13 protein-coding genes are annotated in these 22485 nt (G+C 69.2%); 8 read left to right on the top strand and 5 right to left on the bottom strand.

Translation table 11 applies throughout. The annotated features are described in order from the left end of the window. Positions 1–117 precede the first annotated feature (117 nt). Positions 118–3117, top strand: coding sequence for a bifunctional [glutamine synthetase] adenylyltransferase/[glutamine synthetase]-adenylyl-L-tyrosine phosphorylase (locus ABT288_RS34900; protein WP_351616590.1), 3000 nt, complete (start codon positions 118–120; stop codon positions 3115–3117). Between the two features lie 13 nt (positions 3118–3130). Here the strand turns inward: ABT288_RS34900 and ABT288_RS34895 are convergent, their stop codons facing one another. Both ABT288_RS34895 and ABT288_RS34890 read right to left on the bottom strand, forming a co-directional pair. After that, entirely contained in the window at positions 3131–4006 is an 876-nt protein-coding gene (locus ABT288_RS34895) for a phosphatase PAP2 family protein (RefSeq protein WP_351616587.1), read from the bottom strand. Between the two features lie 68 nt (positions 4007–4074). Continuing rightward, positions 4075–5109 (bottom strand): LacI family DNA-binding transcriptional regulator, encoded by a 1035-nt coding sequence (locus ABT288_RS34890; protein ID WP_351616584.1) that lies wholly within the window; start codon positions 5107–5109, stop codon positions 4075–4077. 382 nt (positions 5110–5491) lie between these two features. On the opposite strand from ABT288_RS34890, the gene ABT288_RS34885 reads away from it, so the two are divergent. The 5 genes from ABT288_RS34885 (at position 5492) to ABT288_RS34865 (ending at position 12231) form a co-directional block, all read left to right on the top strand. Further along, a complete protein-coding gene (locus tag ABT288_RS34885; RefSeq protein ID WP_351616581.1) occupies positions 5492–6769 on the top strand; it encodes an extracellular solute-binding protein in 1278 nt (425 codons plus the stop codon). A 101-nt stretch (positions 6770–6870) separates the two neighbouring features. Continuing rightward, the gene (locus ABT288_RS34880; protein WP_351616578.1) at positions 6871–7875 is read left to right on the top strand and encodes a carbohydrate ABC transporter permease; all 1005 of its coding nucleotides are present in this window, start codon (positions 6871–6873) and stop codon (positions 7873–7875) included. A gap of 19 nt (positions 7876–7894) precedes the next feature. Then, entirely contained in the window at positions 7895–8800 is a 906-nt protein-coding gene (locus tag ABT288_RS34875) for a sugar ABC transporter permease (RefSeq protein ID WP_351616575.1), read from the top strand. Positions 8801–8968: 168 nt separating this feature from the next. Continuing rightward, on the top strand, positions 8969–10675 hold the full coding sequence (locus ABT288_RS34870) for a glycoside hydrolase family 13 protein (RefSeq protein ID WP_351616572.1): 1707 nt from the start codon (positions 8969–8971) through the stop codon (positions 10673–10675). A gap of 179 nt (positions 10676–10854) precedes the next feature. Then, positions 10855–12231 (top strand): alpha-amylase, encoded by a 1377-nt coding sequence (locus ABT288_RS34865; RefSeq protein WP_351616569.1) that lies wholly within the window; start codon positions 10855–10857, stop codon positions 12229–12231. A gap of 52 nt (positions 12232–12283) precedes the next feature. On the opposite strand, the gene ABT288_RS34860 is transcribed toward ABT288_RS34865, so the two are convergent. Continuing rightward, positions 12284–13591, bottom strand: a complete 1308-nt coding sequence (locus ABT288_RS34860; RefSeq protein ID WP_351616566.1) for an RNA-guided endonuclease InsQ/TnpB family protein — start codon at positions 13589–13591, stop codon at positions 12284–12286. Positions 13592–13706: 115 nt separating this feature from the next. Continuing rightward, on the bottom strand, positions 13707–15776 hold the full coding sequence (locus ABT288_RS34855) for a carbohydrate-binding module family 20 domain-containing protein (protein ID WP_351616563.1): 2070 nt from the start codon (positions 15774–15776) through the stop codon (positions 13707–13709). A 197-nt stretch (positions 15777–15973) separates the two neighbouring features. On the opposite strand from ABT288_RS34855, the gene pulA reads away from it, so the two are divergent. Further along, positions 15974–21346 (top strand): pullulanase-type alpha-1,6-glucosidase, encoded by a 5373-nt coding sequence (pulA, locus tag ABT288_RS34850; protein WP_351616560.1) that lies wholly within the window; start codon positions 15974–15976, stop codon positions 21344–21346. Positions 21347–21378: 32 nt separating this feature from the next. After that, a complete protein-coding gene (locus ABT288_RS34845) occupies positions 21379–21741 on the top strand; it encodes a 5-carboxymethyl-2-hydroxymuconate Delta-isomerase (protein WP_351616557.1) in 363 nt (120 codons plus the stop codon). Here ABT288_RS34845 and ABT288_RS34840 read toward each other — a convergent pair. Continuing rightward, positions 21738–22454 (bottom strand): TetR/AcrR family transcriptional regulator, encoded by a 717-nt coding sequence (locus tag ABT288_RS34840; RefSeq protein ID WP_351616554.1) that lies wholly within the window; start codon positions 22452–22454, stop codon positions 21738–21740. The genes ABT288_RS34845 and ABT288_RS34840 overlap by 4 nt on opposite strands. Positions 22455–22485 lie beyond the last annotated feature (31 nt).

Raw genomic sequence — 22485 nt, 5'->3', positions numbered from 1 at the left:
GCCCCCGCCCCGCAGGCCCCCGCGCCCCAAGCCGCCCCGCCCCCCTCCGGTTAGGCTCTGGCCAGGACGATGCCGATCCGAGACGCACGCAGCCGCACCCAAGGGGAGGCCACGGAGATGACGCCGGGGCGCAGAAGCAGTACGTTCACCCGCCTGCTCCGACACGGCTTCACCGACCCCTCCGCCGCGGAGCGCCTCCTCGACGGCCCGGAGCTCGCCCCCGTCCGCGACGACCCCGTCCTCCTGGAAGCCCTGGGCGCCACCGCCGACCCCGATCTCGCCCTGCACGGCCTGGTCCGCCTCCTGGAGGCGCAGGACGGCCAGACGGCCCACCGTGAACTGCTGGACACCCTCATCGCGGCCAAGCCGCTGCGGGACCGCCTCCTCGGCGTCCTCGGCGCCTCCGCCGCCCTCACCGACCACCTGGCCCGCCACCCGAGCGACTGGCACGCCCTGGTCACGTACGAGCCCAGGGACCTGCACCCCGGCGTCGAGGAGTTCGAGCGCGGCCTGGCCGAGGCCACCGACCCCGTCTCGCTGCGCGTCGCCTACCGCCGGTGTCTGCTCTCCATCGCCGCCCGCGACGTCTGCGGCACCACGGACCTCGCCGAGACGGCCGCCGAACTCGCCGACCTCGCCACCGCCACCCTCCGCGCCGCCCTGGCCATCGCGCGGGCGAACGCCCCCGGGGACGCCGCCGCCTGCCGCCTCGCGGTGATCGCGATGGGCAAGTGCGGCGGCCACGAACTGAACTACGTCTCCGACGTGGACGTGATCTTCGTGGCGGAGGCGGCCGAAGGCACCACCGAGGCCAAGGCCCTCACCGCCGCCACCCGCCTCGCCTCCCACCTCATGCGGATCTGCTCGGAGACCACCGTGGAGGGCTCCATCTGGCCGGTGGACGCCAACCTCCGCCCCGAGGGCCGCAACGGCCCCCTGGTCCGCACCCTCTCCTCCCACCTCGCCTACTACCAACGCTGGGCGAAGACCTGGGAGTTCCAGGCCCTGCTCAAGGCCCGCCCGGTCGCGGGCGACGCGGAGCTCGGCCGGGCGTACGTCGACGCGCTCGAACCCCTGGTCTGGAAGGCGGCCGAGCGCGAGAACTTCGTGACGGACGTCCAGAAGATGCGCCGCCGCGTCGTGGAGAACATCCCCGCCTCCGAGATCGAACGCGAGCTCAAACTCGGCCCCGGCGGCCTGCGCGACGTCGAATTCGCCGTCCAGCTGCTGCAGTTGGTGCACGGCCGCACCGACCAGAGCCTGCGCAGCGGCACCACCCTGGACGCCCTGCAGGCCCTGGCCGCCGGAGGCTACGTCGGCCGTGAGGACGCCGCCCGCCTGGACGAGGCGTACCGCTTCCTGCGCTCGATGGAGCACCGCATCCAGCTCCACCGCCTGCGCCGCACCCACCTCGTCCCGGTCGCCGAGGAGGACCAGCGGCGTCTCGGCCGCTCCCTCGGGCTGCGCACCGACCCGGTGGCCGAGCTGATCCGGGAGTGGAAGCGGCACACCGGCGTCGTACGCAGGCTCCACGAGAAGCTCTTCTACCGCCCGCTGCTCGACGCGGTCGCCCAACTCGCCCCGGGCGAGGTCCGCCTGAGCCCCGAGGCGGCCCGCGAGCGCCTCGTCGCCCTCGGCTACGCCGACCCCGCCGCCGCCCTGCGCCACCTCGAGGCACTCGCCTCCGGCGTCACCCGCAAGGCGGCGATCCAGCGCACCCTGCTCCCCGTCCTCCTCGGCTGGTTCGCCGACTCGGCGGACCCGGACGCGGGGCTGCTGAACTTCCGCAAGGTCTCCGACGCGCTCGGCAAGACCCCCTGGTACCTGCGCCTCCTGCGCGACGAGGGCGCCGCGGCCGAGAACCTGGCCCGCGTCCTGTCGGCGGGCCGCCTCGCCCCCGACCTCCTCATGCGCGCCCCCGAGGCGGTGGCCCTGCTGGGCGACGGCGACGGCGGCGGCCTCGACCCCCGCGGGCGCGCCCACCTGGAGCAGGAGATCCTGGCCGCGGTGGGCCGCGCGGAGAACGCCGAGAAGGGCGTCACCGCGGCCCGTGGCGTGCGCCGCCGCGAGCTGTTCCGCACGGCCGCCGCCGACATCGTCGGCTCCTACGGCACCGAGACCAGCCCCGCCGAGGCCGACCAGGGCGCCTTGGTGGACCGGGTCGGCGCGGCGGTCTCCGACCTCACCGCCGCCACCCTCGCCGGCACCCTGCGCGCGGTGGTCCGGGACGGCTGGGGCGACACGCTGCCCACCCGGTTCGCGATCATAGGAATGGGCCGTTTCGGCGGCCACGAGCTGGGCTACGGCTCCGACGCGGACGTCGTCTTCGTGCACGAGCCGCAGGACGGCGTGGACGAGCACGAGGCCGCCGCCGCCGCGAACAAGGTCGTCGCCGAGATGCGCCGCCTGCTCCAGCTGCCCAGCGCCGACCCGCCGCTGCTCATCGACGCCGACCTGCGCCCGGAGGGCAAGTCGGGTCCGCTCGTGCGCACCCTGAAGTCGTACGAGGCGTACTACCGCCGCTGGTCCCTGGTCTGGGAGTCCCAGGCGCTGCTGCGGGCCGAGCCGGTCGCCGGGGACGAGGACCTGAGCCGCCGCTTCACCGAGCTGATCGACCCCCTCCGCTACCCGGCCCACGGCCTCGGCGAGGACGCCGTACGCGAGATCCGCCGGCTGAAGGCCCGCATGGAGTCCGAGCGCCTCCCGCGCGGCGCCGACCCGAAGCTGCACACCAAGCTCGGCCCGGGCGGGCTGTCCGACGTCGAGTGGACCGTGCAGCTCCTCCAGCTCCGGCACGGCTGGGACCAGCCCGGTCTGCGCACCACCCGCACCCGGGACGCGCTGGCCGCCGCCCGCGAGGCCGGGCTGCTGACCGCCGAGGAGACGGAGATCCTGGACGAGGCCTGGGTGCTGGCGACGCGGGTGCGCAACGCGGTGATGCTGGTGCGCGGCCGGGCCGGGGACACCTTCCCCACCGAGCCGCGCGAGCTGGCCGCCGTGGGCCGCTACCTGGGCTACGGCGCCGGGCACGCCGGCGACATGCTGGACGCCTACCGCCGTACCACCCGCCGGGCACGCACGGTGGTCGAGGAGCTGTTCTACGGCAACGGAGGGTGACGCCCGGCCGCTGCTACGGCACCTGGGTGGCCCGGGCCACGGCGGGCTCCGGCTCCCGCCTGCGGGCCGGGACCACCCGGGGCAGGGCGTACGGCAGCGTGCCGTACCACATGCGCGCCACCGTGAACCCGAAGGCGAGGCAGAGCACTCCGCCCACCGCGTCCAGCCAGAAATGGTTGGCCGTGGCGACGATGACCAGCAGGGTGGCCGCCGGGTAGAGCAGGCCCAGCACCCGCACCCACGGCACGGACGCCAGCGCGAAGATCGTCAGCCCGCACCACAGCGACCAGCCGATGTGCATCGACGGCATCGCCGCGTACTGGTTCGACATGTGCTTCAGATCGCCGGAGGCCATCGAGCCCCACGTGTGGTGCACCATCACGGTGTCCACGAAGTGCCCGCCGCGCATCAACCGGGGCGGCGCGAGCGGAAACAGATAGTAACCGAGCAGGGCCACACCCGTCGTCGCGAACAGTGCCAGCCGCGCCGCCGCGTAACGCCCCGGATGCCACCGGTACAGCCACACCAGCACCCCGATCGTGACGATGAAGTGCAGCGTGGCGTAGTAGTAGTTCATCCCGATGATCAGCCAAGTCACCGAGTTCAGCGCGTGGTTGACGGACTGTTCGAGGGCGATGCCCAGATGGTGCTCGGCGCTCCAGATCCAGTCGGCGTTGCGCAGCGCCTTGCCCCGCTGCTCCGGGACGGCGTTGCGGATCAGTGAGTACGTCCAGTAACTCACCGCGATCAGAAGGGTCTCGAACCAGAGCCGGGGCCGGCGCGGGCGCCGCAACCGGCCCAGCGGAGTCCGCCTGTCCTCGCCCGTGACGGCCTGCGGAACGGCCACCTCCTCGCGACCTTCCGACTGCGTCACGGTCGAGTCACTCATAGGCATCAAGTCTGCCAGAAAAGGCGTCTTCGACCGATCATCCCAAGGTCGGGTCCGGGACGCACCTTCTACGACGTACGGAGGACATTCGGTGCCGAAGCGGTCGAACCGCGCACCACCAGCTCCGGCATGAACACGAACTCGCTGTGCGGCGCGGGCGTCCCGCCGATCTCCTCCAGCAACGTGCGCACCGCCGCCTGCCCCATCGCCGGCACCGGCTTGCGGACCGTGGTCAGCGGCGGGTCGGTGAAGGCGATCAGCGGGGAGTCGTCGAAGCCGACCACCGACACGTCCCGGGGCACTTCCAGGCCCCGCTGACGGGCCGCGCGTATGGCGCCGAGCGCCATCATGTCGCTGGCGCAGACCACGGCCGTGCAGTTCCGCTCGATCAGCGCCGTCGCGGCCGCCTGACCGCCCTCCAGGGTGTACAGGGAGTGCTGGATCAGCTCCGTCTCGACCACCTCGGCGGCGAGCCCCAACTGGTCCTGCACGGCCCGCACGAAGCCCTCGATCTTGCGCTGCACCGGCACGAACCGCTTCGGCCCGAGCGCCAGCCCGATCCGGGTGTGGCCCAGCGACACCAGGTGGGTCACCGCGAGCGTCATCGCGGCCCGGTCGTCGGGGGAGATGAACGGCGCCTGCACCTTCGGCGAGAACCCGTCCACCAGCACGAACGGCACGCCCTGCGCCCGCAGCCGCTCGTAGCGCTGCATGTCGGCGGTGGTGTCGGCGTGCAGTCCGGAGACGTAGATGATGCCCGCGACCCCGCGGTCCACCAGCATCTCGGTCAGCTCGTCCTCGGTCGAGCCGCCGGGGGTCTGCGTGGCGAGCACCGGCGTGTAGCCCTGCCGGGTCAGCGCCTGGCCGATGACCTGGGCCAGAGCCGGGAATATCGGGTTCTCCAGCTCCGGAGTGATCAGCCCGACCAGCCCCTCGCTGCGCTGCCGCAGCCGGACCGGGCGCTCGTAGCCCAGGACGTCCAGCGCGGCGAGCACGGACTGGCGGGTGGTGGCGGCGACGCCCGGCTTCCCGTTGAGGACCCGGCTGACAGTCGCTTCGCTCACCCCCGCCTGCGCAGCGATGTCGGCAAGCCGTGTGGTCACGGCACCGGACTGTACCGGTCGTATGTCGCCTTGCCCACCGGCCGGACGCCGGGCACGGGCAGCCGAACGGCCCGCCGTGGGTTGCTGCCTCATCGCGCTCCCTCGAATTCATGGTGGCAAGAGCTTGCAGAGTCTTGCACAAGTGCCGCCGCCACCGCCCCACCGGCTCCAATACACGGTTGCATCGGGGTCGAGCGCCGGTCACGAGCGGGTAACCATCGTGTTCCCTTGCACTTTTTTTCTGCAAGGTCTTTCGCGGGGCTTACAACGCTGTTACGTTCCTGGTCGCCCGGCCGCCGCAACGGCGCTGTCGGCAAGACCGCAGGGACGGCGGACGGGACCGCCCCTGCCTCACTCGGGCTTGAAACCTCAAGGAGAACTCATGCGGCGTGGCATAGCGGCCTCCGCGCTGGTGGCGTCCCTCGCCCTCGCGGCGACGGCCTGCGGCGGCGGGAGCAGCAACAGCGGCGACAAGGCCGGCGGCCCGGTGACCATCACCTGGTGGGACACCTCCAACGCCACGAACGAGGCGCCGACGTACCAGGCCCTGATCAAGCAGTTCGAGGCCGCCAACAAGAACATCAAGGTCAAGTACGTCAACGTCCCCTTCGACCAGGCGCAGAACAAGTTCGACACCGCGGCCGGCTCCAAGGGCGCCCCGGACGTGCTGCGCTCCGAAGTCGGCTGGACGCCGGCCTTCGCCAAGAAGGGCTACTTCCTGCCGCTGGACGGCACCGAGGCCCTCGCCGACCAGGCCAAGTTCCAGCCCAACCTGATCAAGCAGGCCCAGTACCAGGGCAAGACCTACGGCGTCCCGCTGGTCACCGACACCCTGGCCCTCGTCTACAACAAGGCCCTGTTCAAGAAGGCCGGCATCACCGATGCCCCCAAGACCTGGGACGAGCTGAAGGCCGACGCCGCCAAGATCGACACCAAGGACAAGGTGTACGGCTACTGGGGCTCCACCCAGGCCTACTACGCCCAGACCTTCCTCTACGGCGAGGGCACCGACACCGTCGACGCCTCCGCGAAGAAGATCACCGTCGACTCCGCCGCCGCCAAGAAGGCCTACGGCACCTGGCTGAGCACCTTCTCCGGGCAGGGCCTGCACAAGGCCGACACCACCGCCGACGCCTACGCCCACATCCAGGACGCGTTCGTCAACGGCAAGGTCGCCGCGATCATCCAGGGCCCCTGGGAGATCACGAACTTCTACAAGGGCAGCGCCTTCACGGACAAGTCCAACCTCGGCATCGCCACCGTCCCGGCCGGCTCCACCGGCAAGGCGGGCGCCCCGACCGGCGGCCACAACCTCGCGGTCTACGCCGGCTCGGACAAGGCCCACCAGGACGCGGCGCTGAAGTTCGTGAAGTTCATGACCTCGGCGAGCTCCCAGGAGAGCATCGCCCTGAAGAACTCCACCCTGCCCACCCGTGAGGACGCCTACACCGCGAAGGTCAAGGCCGACCCCGGCATCGCCGGCTTCCAGTCCGTCCTCCCCGCCGCCCAGCCCCGCCCGGCACTGCCCGAGTACAGCTCCCTGTGGGGTCCGCTCGACACCGAGCTGCCGAAGGTCGCCGACGGCAAGGAGCCGCTGGACAAGGGCCTGAGCAACGCCGAGGTCGCCATCGCCAAGCTGGTGCCCGACTTCAGCAAGTGACGCCCGTGTGGCCGTCGGATCCTCTCGTCAGGAGGGGAAGGATCCGGCGGCCACCGCCCTGTGCCCGGCCCAACTCCTGATCGTTTTGAAGGTGTCGAACCATGACAGTCGCCATCGACCGCGCGACCGGCAAGCGCCGCGGTGACCGCGCGCCTCGGCCCGGGCTGGGGCAGCGCATCAGACACGGCTACCAGAGGTACTGGTACGCCTACGCGATGATCGCCCCCGTGGTCGTCGTGCTCGCCGTGATCGTGGGCTACCCGCTGATCCGCGGTGTCTACCTGACGCTGACCGACGCCAACAGCCTGAACTCGGCGCGCACGATCGGCGTCAACCACATCCCGGCCACCTACAAGTTCATCGGGTTCGGCAACTACAAGGACATCCTGTTCGGCCCGCTGTCGTACGACCGGTTCTGGTCGCACTTCCTGTGGACCGTCGTCTGGACGGCCGCCTGTGTGGCCCTGCACTACACCATCGGCCTGGGCCTCGCGCTCATGCTCAACGAGAAGCTGCGCGGCCGCACCTTCTACCGCGTGCTGCTGGTCCTGCCCTGGGCCGTGCCGACCTTCGTCACCGTCTTCTCCTGGCGGATCATGCTCTCCGACTCCGGAGTGATCAACCAGATCCTGCACGCGCTCCACATGCCCCAGCCTCAGTGGCTGGAGGACACCTTCTGGCAGCGCTTCGCCGCGATCATGGTCAACACCTGGTGCGGTGTGCCGTTCATGATGCTCTCGCTGCTCGGCGGGCTGCAGTCCATCGACTCCTCGCTCTACGAGGCCGCCGAGATGGACGGCGCCGGCGCCTGGCAGCGCTTCCGGCACGTCACCCTGCCGGGGCTGAGGTCCGTCAGCTCCACCGTCGTGCTCCTCGGCATCATCTGGACCTTCAACCAGTTCGCCATCATCTTCCTGCTGTTCGGCCCGACCAGCGCCCCGGACGCCCAGATCCTCGTCACCTGGGCCTACTTCCTGGGCTTCGGACAGCAGCCGCGCGACTTCGCCCAGTCCGCCGCGTACGGCGTACTGCTGCTGTCGATCATCACCGTCTTCACCTCCTTCTACTTCCGCTGGCTGAAGCGCAATGACCAGCTCGCCGTCTGACGCCGCAGGAGCCGCCGCCATGAGCACCACGACCCTGGAAAAGACCGAGGCCGGGCCCACCCCCGCCGCGCAGCCCCCGCGCCGCGCCCGCCGGCGTGGCGAGCGCGGCCCGCTCGGCGCCGCCCTCCTGCACGGCGGCCTCGCCGTCGCGAGCCTGATCGCACTCGCCCCGGTGGCCTGGCTGATCTTCCTGTCGCTCGGCCCCGAGAAGGACGACTATCTGCACCCGGGCAAGATCCTGGGCAGGCTCAGCTTCTCCAACTACAGCTTCGTGCTGCAGCACACCGGCTTCTTCGACTGGTTCAAGTCGACGATGATCGTGGCCGGCGGCACCACCGTGATCGGCGTCTTCGTCGCCGCCACCACCGGCTACGCGGTCTCCCGGATGCGTTTCCCCGGCTACAAGCAGCTGATGTGGGTCCTGCTGCTCACCCAGGCCTTCCCGATCGCCATCCTGATCGTGCCGATGTACGAGATCTTCAGCCAGCTCGATCTCATCGACACCTACTGGGCGCTGATCGTCATCAACTGCACCACCGCCGTGCCGTACAGCGCCTGGCTGCTCAAGGGGTACTTCGACACCATCCCCTTCGAGATAGACGAGGCCGGACGCGTCGACGGACTGAGCCCCTTCGGCACCTTCTTCCGGCTGATCCTGCCGCTGGCCCGCCCGGGCCTGGCCGTCGCCGCCTTCTACAACTTCATCACCGCCGTCGGCGAGGTCGCCTTCGCGACCACGTTCATGCTGGACGACTCCAAGTACACCTTCGCCGTCGGCCTGCAGACCTTCGTCAGCGAGCACGACGCCCAGTGGAACTACATGGCCGCCACCGCGGTGCTGATCGCGATACCCGTGTCGGTGTTCTTCTACCTCGTGCAGAAGAACCTCGTCACCGGCCTCACCGCAGGCGGCACCAAGGGCTGACGCCCGCATCGCAAGAAGAGGCTCCCGCGCGAACTCCGCGCGGGTAGGCGGCCGCGGTGCCCATCCGACCCCGCTGTCACCGCGGCCGCCTCGCACCCCCCGGCCCGCCTCCGCCGCCGTACCACCCACGCGCCCATGACCCGAACTCCCTTAGCAATCAAGGACGCCATGAGCCAGCAGCAGCCCGCCGCACCGGCCCACCACTCCGCCGCCGTAGCCGACCGCCGCCGCGACTGGTGGCGGGACGCGGTCATCTACCAGGTCTATCCGCGCAGCTTCGCCGACAGCAACGGCGACGGCATGGGCGACCTGGAAGGCGTACGCTCCCGCCTGCCGTACCTGCGCGACCTCGGCGTCGACGCCGTGTGGCTGAGCCCCTTCTACGCCTCCCCGCAGGCCGACGCGGGCTACGACGTCGCCGACTACCGCGCCGTCGACCCGATGTTCGGCAACCTGCTCGACGCCGACGCGCTGATCCGCGACGCCCACGAGCTGGGGCTGAGGATCATCGTCGACCTCGTGCCCAACCACTCCTCCGACCAGCACGAGTGGTTCAAGCGCGCCCTCGCCGAGGGCCCCGGCTCCCCCCTGCGCGAGCGCTACCACTTCCGCCCCGGCAAGGGGAAGAACGGCGAACTCCCGCCCAACGACTGGGAGTCGATCTTCGGCGGCCCGGCCTGGACCCGCGTCACGGAACCCGATGGTTCGGCTGGGGGCACCTCCCGGTCGAAGACTGGGGGAGAGTGGTACCTGCACCTCTTCGCGCCCGAGCAGCCCGACTTCAACTGGGAACACCCGGCCGTCGGCGACGAGTTCCGCTCCATCCTGCGCTTCTGGCTGGACATGGGCGTGGACGGCTTCCGCATCGACGTGGCCCACGGCCTGGTCAAGGCCGAGGGCCTGCCCGACCTCGGCTCCCACGACCAGCTCAAGCTGCTGGGCAACGATGTCATGCCGTTCTTCGACCAGGACGGCGTCCACGCGATCTACCGCCAGTGGCGCACGATCCTCGACGAGTACGCGGGCGAGCGCATCTTCGTCGCCGAGGCATGGACCCCGACCGTCGAGCGCACCGCGCACTACGTCCGCCCGGACGAGCTGCACCAGGCCTTCAACTTCCAGTACCTGAGCACCGAGTGGGACGCGAAGGAACTCCGCACCGTCATCGACCGCACCCTGGAGGCCATGCGCCCGGTCGGCGCCCCCGCCACCTGGGTGCTGTCCAACCACGACGTCACCCGGCACGCCACCCGCTTCGCCAACCCGCCCGGCCTCGGCACCCAGATCCGCACGGCGGGCGACCGCGAACTGGGCCTGCGCCGCGCCCGCGCCGCGACCCTCCTCATGCTGGCGCTGCCCGGCTCGGCGTACATCTACCAGGGCGAGGAACTGGGCCTCCCGGACGTCGTCGACCTGCCCGACGAGGTGCGCCAGGACCCGGCGTACTTCCGTGGCGCCGGCCAGGACGGCTTCCGCGACGGTTGCCGCGTCCCGATCCCGTGGACCCGCGAGGGCTCCTCGTACGGCTTCGGCAGCGGCGGCAGCTGGCTCCCGCAGCCGGCGAGCTGGGGCGAGCTGAGCGTGGAGGCCCAGACGGGTGTCCCCGGCTCGACGCTGGAGCTGTACCGCGCCGCACTGAGCCTGCGCCGTTCGCAGCCGGACCTCGGCGCGGGCGAGGCGGTGGAGTGGCTGCGGGCGCCCGAGGGCGTTCTGGCCTTCCGGCGCGGGGAGTTCGTCTGCGTCGCGAACACCACGGGGGAGTCGGTGGCGACCCCGGCGTACGGCCGTGTGCTGCTCGCCAGCGGTGAGGTGACCGAGGCCGACGACGAGACCAAGGTGCCGGCCGACACGACGGTGTGGTTCACGACCTCCTGACACGCCGCCTGACAGGCCGTCCGGCGGTCCGTCGGCAAGTTCTTGCATCAACTTCACAACGGCCCGCTGCCTTTCAGGCAGCGGGCCTTTAACATCTGCGTCACCGCAAGTTTGCTGAAACATTGCAGCAAGCACCTTCAGCGGTCTTTCCCCAGCCTTCAAGGACGAAGGACCCCCACATGGCACGCAGAACCCTCCCCGCGGTGGCCGCCCTCACGGCCGCCGTTCTGGTTGGCATGAACCCGACCACCGCCGACGCCTCCCCGCCCGGCACCAAGGACGTCACCGCCGTCCTCTTCGAGTGGAACTACGCCTCGGTGGCCCGCGAGTGCACCACCACCCTCGGCCCCGCCGGGTACGGCTATGTCCAGGTCTCCCCGCCCGCCGAGCACATACAGGGCCCGCAGTGGTGGACCTCGTACCAGCCGGTGTCGTACAGGATCGCGGGCCGGCTCGGTGACCGGACCGCCTTCAAGAACATGATCGACACCTGTCACGCGGCCGGCCTGAAGGTCGTCGTCGACACCGTCGTCAACCACATGTCGGCGGGCAGCGGCACCGGCACCGGCGGCTCGACGTACAGCAAGTACGACTACCCCGGCCTGTACTCGTACCCCGACTTCGACGACTGCACCTCCCAGGTCACCAACTACCAGGACCGCTGGAACGTCCAGCACTGCGAACTCGTCGGCCTGGCCGACCTCGACACCGGCGAGGAGTACGTCCGCAGGACCATCGCCGGCTACATGAACGACCTGCTCTCCCTGGGCGCCGACGGCTTCCGCATCGACGCGGCCAAGCACATCCCGGCGGAGGACCTGGCGAACATCAAGAGCCGCCTGACCAACCCGTCCGTGTACTGGAAGCAGGAGGTCATCTACGGCGCGAACGAGGCCGTCCAGCCCTCCGAGTACACCGGCAACGGAGACGTCCAGGAGTTCCGCTACGCCTACGACCTCAAGCGCGTCTTCAAGAACGAGAAGCTGGCCTACCTCACCAACTTCGGCGAGGGCTGGGGCTACCTCGGCAGCTCGGTGGCCGGCGTCTTCGTCGACAACCACGACACCGAGCGCAACGGCTCGACGCTGAACTACAAGGACGGCGCCGACTACACCCTGGCGAACGTCTTCATGCTCGCCTGGCCGTACGGCGCCCCCGACATCAACTCCGGCTACGAGTGGTCCGACGCGGACGCGGGACCGCCCAACGGTGGCCAGGTGAACGCCTGCTGGCAGGACGGCTGGAAGTGCCAGCACGCCTGGCCGGAGATCATCCGCATGGTCGCCTTCCGCAACGCGACCCGCGGCCAGGCCGTCTCCGACTGGTGGGACGACGGCAACAACGCGATCGCGTTCGGCCGGGGAAGCAAGGGCTATGTGGCGATCAACCACGAGTCGTCCGCCCTGACTCGTACGTACCAGACCTCGCTTGCGGCTGGCACTTACTGCGATGTCCAGAGCAGTACGCAGGTGACGGTGAACTCCAGTGGCCAGTTCACCGCCACCCTGGGTGCCAATACTGCGCTGGCAATCTACTCGGGAAAGTCGAGCTGTTAGTTAGGCTGGGTTGGGTTGTTCTGGACGTTGCATTGACGATTCTCGCTGCCGTTCACTGGCCGCGATTCCCGGTGCCGCCTCGGATGGCGGGTTGGGTTTCACGCAACCGCCTCCAGGACTGCCCGGGACTCGGCACCGATGGGCGCCTGCGCGTGCTGTTGATAACCGAGCCACCCGTCCGGCGGGCTCGGGCGTGAATCTCGACGGCGGCGTTGTGGTCGGCGTCGTCCTCGTGCCCACAGTGCACGCAGACGAACAGCCGGCCACATCCCGGCCGTGACTCCGGATCGACCTTTCCGCAGTCGGGATTCCCGCAGGTGTTGGAGCTGTTAAAGGCAGGAACCACTCGAAGTTCCGAGCCGGATAGCTTACACTTGTACTCAAGCTGTCGACGCCGCTCTCCCGGACAGTTGTCCAGGATCGATCGATTCAGTGCCGCCTTGGCCTTGACGCTCACGCCGGGACGCTCAGCGTTTCCTTTGGCGCTCTTGGTCATGTTCTTCACGCGCAAGTCTTCGACGCCGACGTAGCCGTGGTTCTTGGCGAGATCGGTCGTGAGCTTGTGCGTGAAGTCTCTTCTTCGGCTGGCTTGGCGGGACTTGACCTTGGCGATTTGCTCGATGGTCCGGCGCAGTCGCTTGCTGTACCGGCCTCCTTGGTGCTTCTTCGCGTAGGTGAGCTGCCGGGCTTTCTTCTGTTCCAGATGCTTGAGCCGGGTCTTCTCCGCTTTGGTGAGTGTCTGCGGCATTCGCCTGGGCCGGTCTTCCGTGGACACAAAGGCAGAGGCTGCAACGCCGAAGTCCACGCCACACCCCGGCTTGTCGAGCCGAGGCATCGGCTTGATCCCCGTCGCCACGCCGAAAGAGATGTGCCAGCCAGTGCCGTCCTTGCTGATCGTCGCGTTGCGAAGAGTCCCACCCAGCGCTCGGGAGAGACGGAATCGTACCCAGCCGATCTTGGGTAGTCGTACCTCCGCCCAGTGGCGGCTGAGTTTGCGCACTTTGAGGTTTTGTCCTGGGAGGGACACCTTCAGTCGATGGCCACGCTTCTTGAACTGGGGATAGCTGGCCGGATGAGAGGGGTTGAAGAAGTTGTCGTACGCCCTGTCCAGGTGATGTAGCACCTGCTGACCAGCGGCTGCGGGAAGCTCCGCGAGCCAGTCGATTTCGGCTCTCGCTGCCGTGAGATGCAGGCATTGTTCCACGGCACGCAGTGTCACGCCTCGCTGCTTGTAGACGTGCTGGCGTTGCTCCAACGCCAAGTTCCACAAGGCTCGTGCCGTGTGACCCCACTTGGTCAGGACCTCCTCCTGCCCAGGGGTGGGGTACAGGCGGTACTTGCGTCCTGTGTCGGCTTTCATACGACCGGATCAACGACGCTCATGGCGATCGGTCACGGTTTCGGGTCTCGGAAAAGAGAACGGGCTGTCGCCAAGGACGACTCGGTGACAGCCCGTTCGTCGTGGGCTGTTACGGCTACTTCCAGGTGTCACTGGTCGTGTAGCCTGACGAGCTGCCCGTCGTATACGAGCGGTTGCTCCCCGACTCCCATGTCACGTTTCCAGAGCTGTCCTTCTTCAGGAATTTGTACGCGAAGGTCGTGCTCTTGGGGACGATGACCAGCCTGCTCCAGTTCGGGTAGGAGGCGGAGGACAGGGGGATGGCGTCGCTCGTGTTCCAGGAGCCGAGGGACGGGATCGAGCCCACGACGTAGACGTTGGTGCCCCAGTCGGTCGTCGCGTGCTCGTTGAAGGTGACGTCGGTGGCGTCGGCGTCCGCCACGTTCCAGGAGTTGTCGAGGGACAGGGTCGACGTGGTCGTGGACGCCGGCCTGTTGGCGTTCGACTCCCACGTCACATTGCCCGAAGAGTCCTTCTTCACGTACTTGTAGGTGAAGGACGTGTTGACCGGCACGCTCACCTCGCCCGACCACACCGGGTAGCCGGAGGAGGACAGCCGGATCGCCTTCGAGGTGTCCCAGCCGCCCAGCGCCGCGATGGATCCGACGACGTACACGTTGGTGCCGGACGTCGTGGACGCGTACTCGTCGAAGGTCGCGCTGACCGTGTCGCCGGAGCCGCCGCCCGCGTCGCCGCAGCCCACCGTGCAGGTGTAGGAGGAGTTGTAGAAGGCGACCGCGCCCTTCGCCGGGATGGTGAGCGACGCGCTGCCGCCCGACACGGTCACCGTCGACGCGCCGCCGTCGATCACGTTCTTGTACGTGCCGTCGGCCATGCCCGTGGCGAAGGTGTACGTCGCCGCGGACGTCCCGTTGTTCAGGGCGAAGAAGCCCGTGCCGCTGCGGCCGAAGCCGATCACGTCGGACGACATCGTCTGCCAGTCGGAGACCGCCGCCGTGGCGGTCGCGTTGTGCCAGGCCACCATGCCGACCACCGCGGTGTCGCGGTCCAGGCAGTACCAGGCGCCGCCGGCGCAGTCCGTGTCCGTGACGAAGCCCGAGGAGTTCGGCGGGGCCTGGTCGCTCTGGGTCCACTCCCAGCTGGCGTACACCGTGGGCGTGGACCACTTGTAGGCGAGCTGGAAGAGGTTGGCGAGCTTGTAGGTGTCGCCGTCCTTGTAGGACAGGTGGAGGCCGTTGCGCTCGGTGTCGTGGTTCGTCACGAAGGACACCGAGTTCGCGGCCGGCAGGATGCCGCTGGACTCGATCGAGGACAGGTCGCTGATGTTGCCCTGGAAGGCCATCTTCAGCCTGCTCGCGTAGGTGAAGTCCAGGACGTCACCGGAGGCGTAGTAGTCGGAGGGCTGCGGGGTCGTACCCGGGTAGACCTCCTGGAAGACGTACGGGGCCGAGCCCGACGTGGTGTTCGTCAGCTTGGACTCGATCGCCGCGATGTCGGTCTCGGGAATGTGCTTGGCGGCGTCCACGCGGAAGCCGTCCACCCCGAGCGCCAGCTGGGAGTTGAGGTAGTTCGCGATGCCCGCGCGGACGGTGTCCGAGCCGGTCTTCAGGTCGGGCAGGCCGAGCAGTTCGCAGTTCTGGACCTGGGTCAGGTTCGAGTAGTCCTGGATGGTCAGGTCCGGGGTCGGGCACTCGCTGGAGTCGTGGTAGTCGGTCCGGCTCCAGTCGGGGGTGGAGTACTTGTCGGTGATCGTCGTGCCGTCGTAGCCGGTGCCGGTCTGCGCGGCGGTGTGGTTGATGACCGCGTCGGTGTAGACCTTCACGCCCGCCTTGTGGCACGCGGTGATCATGGCGCTGAACTTCGCCTGGCTGCCGAAGCGGCTGTTCAGGCTGTACGAGTACGGCTGGTAGGCGTCCCACCAGTAGTACGACGACTGCTTGAGGGACTCCTCCGGCGGCGCCACCTGGACCGCGCCGTAGCCGGCCGGGCCCAGCACGTTCGTGCACTCGGAGGCGATGGAGTCCCAGTTCCACTCCCACAGGTTGGCGATGACATCGCCCTTGGCGGTGGTGTCCGCCTGTGCGGACGTCGCGGGAAGGGCGATGACTCCGGCCAGTGCGAGGGCGCCCGCGGCCGCGGCGGTCGCGGTCCGGCGGAGGACACCCGGGGGTCGGTGTCTGTTCATGTGCGGCTCCGAAAGAAGGGACAGCGTTCAACAACCCGTGAGCGTGAGGGAGTTGAGAAGGGCACGTCAAGGTTGACGCTGAAACTTCTTGCTATGAGTTTCAAGACTCTTGCTGTAAACCTTTCGGCGGCGATACGGTCGCGCGGGGTCGGACCCAAGGGATCCAAAAGAGCCGCATCCGCTAGGAGTTACCGCCTGTGATACCGAGAGCGAAACGGGCCGCGGCCGTCACCGCCGTGGCCCTCGCCGCCGCCCTGATCCAGCCACTGGCCGCGCGGGCGGCCACCCCGCCCGCGCCTCCCTCGGACGCGAAGCTCGCCGCCGTACCCGCCCGGCACGACGACACCCGCGAGCAGTTCTACTTCGTCATGCCGGACCGTTTCGCCAACGGGGACACGTCCAACGACAGGGGCGGACTGACCGGCTCCCGGCTCAGCACCGGCTACGACCCCACCGACAAGGGCTTCTACCAGGGCGGCGACCTCAAGGGCCTGACCCGGAAGCTGGACTACATCAAGGGGCTCGGCACCACCGCCATCTGGATGGCCCCCATCTTCAAGAACCGTCCCGTGCAGGGCACGGGCAGCAACGCCTCCGCCGGCTACCACGGCTACTGGATCACCGACTTCACCCAGGTCGACCCGCACTTCGGCACCAACAACGACCTCAGGACCCTCATCTCCAAGGCGCACGCCAAGGGCATGAAGGTCTTCTTCGACGTCATCACCAACCACACCGCCGACGTCGTGGACTACCAGGAGAAGTCCTACGACTACCTCTCCAAGGGCGCCTTCCCCTACCTGACCAGGGACGGCAGGCCCTTCGACGACGCCGACTACGCGGGTGGCACCAGGAAGTTCCCGGCCGTCTCCAGCGGCTCCTTCCCGTACACCCCGAAGGTCACCAGCCGGTCCAAGGTCCCGGCCTGGCTCAACGACCCGACGATGTACCACAACCGGGGCGACTCGACGTACGCCGGCGAGTCCACCACCTACGGCGACTTCTCCGGCCTGGACGACCTGTGGACCGAGCGTCCCGAGGTCGTCCACGGCATGGAGAAGATCTACGAGCGGTGGGTGAAGGACTTCGCCGTCGACGGCTTCCGGATCGACACTGTCAAGCACGTCGACATGCCGTTCTGGACCCAGTGGGCGACCGCGCTCGACACGTACGCGGCGGCGCACGGGCGGAAGAACTTCTTCATGTTCGGCGAGGTCTACTCCGCCGACACGAACATCACCTCCCCGTACGTCACCCAGGGCCGCCTCGACGCCACCCTCGACTTCCCGTTCCAGGACGCGGCCCGCTCCTACGCCTCCCAGGGCGCGAGTGCGCAGAAGCTGGCGGGCGTCTTCGGCGACGACTACAAGTACACGACCGACAAGGCCAACGCCTACGAACAGGTCACCTTCCTCGGCAACCACGACATGGGCCGCATCGGGTACTTCCTGAAGCAGGACAACCCGAAGGCCACCGACGCCGAGATCCTGAAGAAGGACGAGCTCGCCAACGAGCTGATGTTCCTCAGCCGCGGCAACCCGGTCGTCTACTACGGCGACGAGCAGGGCTTCACCGGCTCCGGCGGTGACAAGGACGCCCGCCAGACCATGTTCGCCTCCAAGGTCGCCGACTACCTGGACGACGACGAGATCGGCACCGACCGCACCCACGCCAGCGACTCCTACGACCCGAGCGCACCGCTGTACCGGCAGATCGCCGCGCTGTCCGGGCTCCGCAGGGCCAACCCGGCCCTGACCGACGGAGTCCAGACCCAGCGCTACGCGGCCGACGGCGCGGGCGTCTACGCCTTCACCCGTACGGACGCGAAGACCGGCCAGGAGTACGTCGTCGCCCTCAACAACGCCGACTCGGCGCAGACGGCGACCTTCGCGACCGGCTCGGCGGGAATGTCGTACCAGGGCATCTACGGCGCCACCGGCTCCGTGACGTCCGACGGCGACCGCAAGGTCACCGTCACCGTCCCGGCCGAGTCCGCCGTCGTCTACAAGGCCGCCGGCACCCTCGACCGGCCCGCCGCCCGGCCGACCGTCACCCTGACGGCCCCGGCCACCGGAGCCACCGGCACCGTGGACGTCACCGCCGGCGTCGACGGCGGTCAGCTCGACCGGGTCGTCTTCGCCGCCCAGGTCGGAAACGGCCGGTGGCAGGTGCTCGGCTCCGCCGACCACGCCCCGTACAAGGTCACCCAGACCCTCGGCAAGGACGTCCCCGCCGGGACCGCGCTGCGCTACAAGGCCGTCGTGATCGACTCCGCCGGGCACACCGCGAGCGCCACGGCGAGCAGCACCTCCGGCACCCCGCCCGCGCCCGAGGTCCCCACGGCCTCCTCCCGCGACTACGTGATCGTCCACTACAAGCGCACCGACGGCGACTACGGCAACTGGGGCCTGTACGCCTGGGGCGACATCGCCGACGGCGAGGCCACGACCTGGCCGGCCAGCCACCCGTTCACCGGCCGGGACGCCTACGGCGCCTTCGCCTGGGTCAAGCTCAAGCCCGGCGCCTCCAACGTCGGCTTCCTGGTCATCGACAAGAACGGCGACAAGGACGTCTCCGCCGACCGGAGCATCGACGTCACCAGGACGGGTGAGGTCTGGGTCGAGCAGGGGAAGCCGGACGTACTGACGCAGAAGCCCGACTACCCGGCCCAGGACAAGACCAAGGCGGTCATCCACTACCACCGTGCCGACGGGAACTACGACGGCTGGGGCCTGCACGTCTGGACGGGTGCCGCGAACCCCACCGACTGGTCGAACCCGCTGAAGCCGGTGAAGACTGATGCCTATGGCGCGGTCTTCGAGGTGCCGCTCACCGCGGGTGCCACCAGCCTCAGCTACATCATCCACAAGGGCGACGAGAAGGACCTGGCCGCCGACCAGTCCCTCGATCTCAAGGCCGACGGCTACGAGGTGTGGCTGTTGAACGGCCAGGAGAAGTACCTGCTGCCGCAGCCGGCGGGCAGCGCGGCCGCCCTCGACCTGAGCACCTCCAAGGCGATCTGGATCGACCGGGACACCGTCGCCTGGAACGGCGCGGACGGCGCGGCCTCCACCCAGCTGCTGTACTCCCTGGACGGCTCGATCGCCGTCAAGGACGGGGCGCTGACCAGCGACGACGAGCGCTGGATCCGGCTGGAGAAGACCACGCTGACCGACGCCCAGAAGGCGAGGTTCCCGCACCTGAAGGACTACACCGCCTGGTCCGTCGACCCGCGCGACCGGGACCGGGTCCGCGAAGCGCTCAAGGGCCAGCTCGTCGCCTCGCAGCGCGCCGCCAACGGTGCCGTCCTCGCCGCGACCGGGGTGCAGATCGCGGGCGTGCTGGACGACCTGTACCCGGCCGCGACCAAGGCGCAGCTCGGGCCGGTCTTCCACGACGGCAAGCCCACACTCTCCGTCTGGGCGCCGACCGCGCAGGACGTCTCGCTGGAGCTGGACGGCTCGGTCAAGGCCATGCACCGCGACGACACCACCGGCGTCTGGTCCCTCACCGGCCCGGCGTCCTGGAAGGGCAGGTCCTACCGGTACGTCGTCAGGGTCTGGGCGCCCAGCGTCCGCAAGATGGTCACCAACCAGGTCACCGACCCCTACTCGGTCGCCCTGACCGCGAACTCCGAGCGCAGCCTCGTCGTCGACCTGAACGACAAGGCCCTCGCCCCGAGCGGCTGGTCGGCCCTGCGCAAGCCCAAGGCCGTACCGCTGAAGGACGCGCAGATCCAGGAGCTCCACATCCGGGACTTCTCGATCGCCGACAAGACCGTCCCGGCGAAGGACCAGGGCACCTACCTGGCCTTCACCGACAAGAACAGCGACGGCTCCAGGCACCTGAAGCAGCTGGCGAAGTCCGGGACCTCCTACGTCCACCTGCTGCCCGCCTTCGACTTCGCCACCGTCCCGGAGAAGAAGGCCGACCAGGCGAGTCCCGGCTGCGACCTGGCCTCCTACGCGGCCGACTCCGACCAGCAGCAGGCGTGCGTGGCGAAGACCGCCGCGAAGGACGCCTACAACTGGGGCTACGACCCGTACCACTACACGGTCCCCGAGGGCTCGTACGCCACCGACCCGGACGGCAGTGCCCGTACGGTCCAGTTCCGCAGGATGGTGCAGGCGCTGAACGGGGACGGTCTCAGGGTCGTCATGGACGTCGTCTACAACCACACGGCGGCCGCCGGCCAGGCGGACACCAGCGTGCTGGACAAGATCGTGCCCGGCTACTACCAGCGGCTGCTCGCCGACGGCTCGGTGGCCAACAGCACCTGCTGCGCCAACACCGCGCCCGAGAACGCGATGATGGGCAAGCTGGTCGTGGACTCGATCGTCACCTGGGCCAGGGAGTACAAGGTCGACGGGTTCCGCTTCGACCTCATGGGCCACCACCCGAAGGCCAACATCCTCGCGGTCAGGAAGGCCCTGGACGCGCTGACCCCGCAGAAGGACGGCGTCGACGGCAAGAAGATCATCCTGTACGGCGAGGGCTGGAACTTCGGCGAGGTCGCGAACGACGCCCGGTTCGTGCAGGCCACCCAGGCGAACATGGCCGGCACCGGCATCGCCACCTTCTCCGACCGCGCCCGTGACGCCGTACGCGGCGGCAGCCCCTTCGACTCCGACCCCGGCATCCAGGGCTTCGCCTCCGGGCTGTACACCGACCCCAACTCCTCCACCGCCAACGGTTCGACGGCGGAGCAGAAGGCGCGCCTCCTGCACTACCAGGACCTGATCAAGGTCGGCCTGGCGGGAAACCTGGCGAAGTACCACTTCACGGACACGAACGGCAAGGAGGTCACCGGAGCGGAGGTCGACTACAACGGCTCGCCCGCCGGCTACGCGGACGCACCCGGCGACGCCCTCGCCTATGTGGACGCGCACGACAACGAGTCGTTGTTCGACGCCCTGACCTACAAGCTCCCGAAGGACACCTCCGCGGCCGACCGGGCCCGGATGCAGGTCCTGGCCATGGCCACGGCCGCCCTGTCGCAGGGGCCGTCCCTGTCCCAGGCGGGCACCGACCTGCTGCGCTCCAAGTCCCTGGACCGCAACTCCTTCGACAGCGGGGACTGGTTCAACGCCATCCACTGGAACTGCGCCGACGGCAACGGCTTCGGGCGCGGGCTGCCCATGGCGGCCGACAACCAGTCCAAGTGGGACTACGCCAGGCCGCTGCTGACCGGCGTGCGGGTCGGCTGCCCGCAGATCACCGGCGCCTCCGCGGCCTACCAGGAGCTGCTGAGGATCCGGACGTCCGAGAAGGCGTTCTCGCTCGGTACGGCCGCGCAGGTGCAGGACGAGCTGTCCTTCCCGCTGTCCGGCAAGGACGAGACGCCGGGTGTGATCACGATGAAGCTCGGTGACCTGGTCGTCGTCTTCAACGCCACACCGCAGCGGCAGGAGCAGAGGATCGACGCCCTCGCCGGCACGCCGTACCGGCTGCACCCGGTGCAGGCCTCCGGCGCCGACCCGGTGGTGAAGACCTCCGCGTACGCGGCCGGCTCGGGCACGTTCACCGTCCCGGCGCGGACGGTGGCGGTGTTCACGCGGGCGGGGAAGTAGGGTCGGACCGACGCCGTAGAACAGGAGTGCGCATGCCGCAGATCACCATCGACTACTCGGACATCGTGGAGAACGCCTTCGACCGCGAGGGCTTCGCCCGGGCGCTGCACGAGGCGACCGTGGAGATCGCGGCGGCGAAGCCGGAGGCCTGCAAGACGCAGTTCCGGCCGAGCGCGTACACGGTGTACGGCTACGAGGACCCCGGGGCGCGCGGGCACGCCATCGTGCACGTGACGATCGGGCTCCTCGCCGGCCGCAGCGACGAGACGAAGGCGAGGCTGACGGAGACGGCCCTGGAGCTGCTCCGGAAGCACCTGGCGGACACGGGCATCGCCCTGCACGCCTCCGCAGAGGTCCTCGACCTCGACCCGTCGTACCGGAAGTTCGACCGCTAGGGAGCCAGGGAGATCAGCCGGCCGACGAGCTCCGCGAAGGGCCCGTCGGCCGGCTCGTCCTTGACCATCTTCTTCAGCAGGGTCGTCATGTCCTCGTCGTAAGCCGCACTCACCGCCGCCAGCGCGGCGAAGTCGTGCACCAGCTGCAGCTCCAGCTCGGCTCGCGGGATGCGCCGGCCGTCCAGCCAGAGCAGGGCCGTGGACTCGGCGAGGGAGATCCAGGAGCGGACGACCAGTTCGAGGCGCGCGGGTGCCTCGGTGACGCCGAGGTGCGCGAGCATGTGCTCGTAGGCGGCCTGGCGTACCGAGTCGATGAGCGCGTTGGTGGCCGAGACGTGGTCCTTTGAGCTGACTCCGTCCGCGGAGACGGCCGGGCCGCCGCGCATCAGCGCGGAGAAACCGGGTCCGTGCTCGTCCACGAAGTCGAAGAAGCGGCCCATCACCCGCAGCAGCCGGGCGCCGAGCGGGCCCTCGTGCGGCTCGGCGAAGCGGCCCGCGAGGTCCTCTGCGGCGCGCTTCAACGCGGCCTCGTACAGGCTGAGTTTGCCGGGGAAGTAGTGATACACCAGCGGGCGTGAGATGCCCGCGGCCGACGCTATCTCGTCGATGGAGACCTCGTCGGGCGAGCGGCGGCTGAACAGGTCGAGGGCGACGCCGATCAGCTGCTGCCGCCGCTCCTCGACGCCCATCCTGCGGCGAACCCCGGTACTCATGCGAACACCTTACCGATCGGGTTCGACCGCA

Origin of the sequence: Streptomyces sp. NPDC001093 (assembly GCF_040298985.1) — a bacterium.
Taxonomy (GTDB): domain Bacteria; phylum Actinomycetota; class Actinomycetes; order Streptomycetales; family Streptomycetaceae; genus Streptomyces.
Note: the sequence above shows the minus strand (reverse complement) of the source record. Positions and strands in the feature narration are given on the sequence as shown.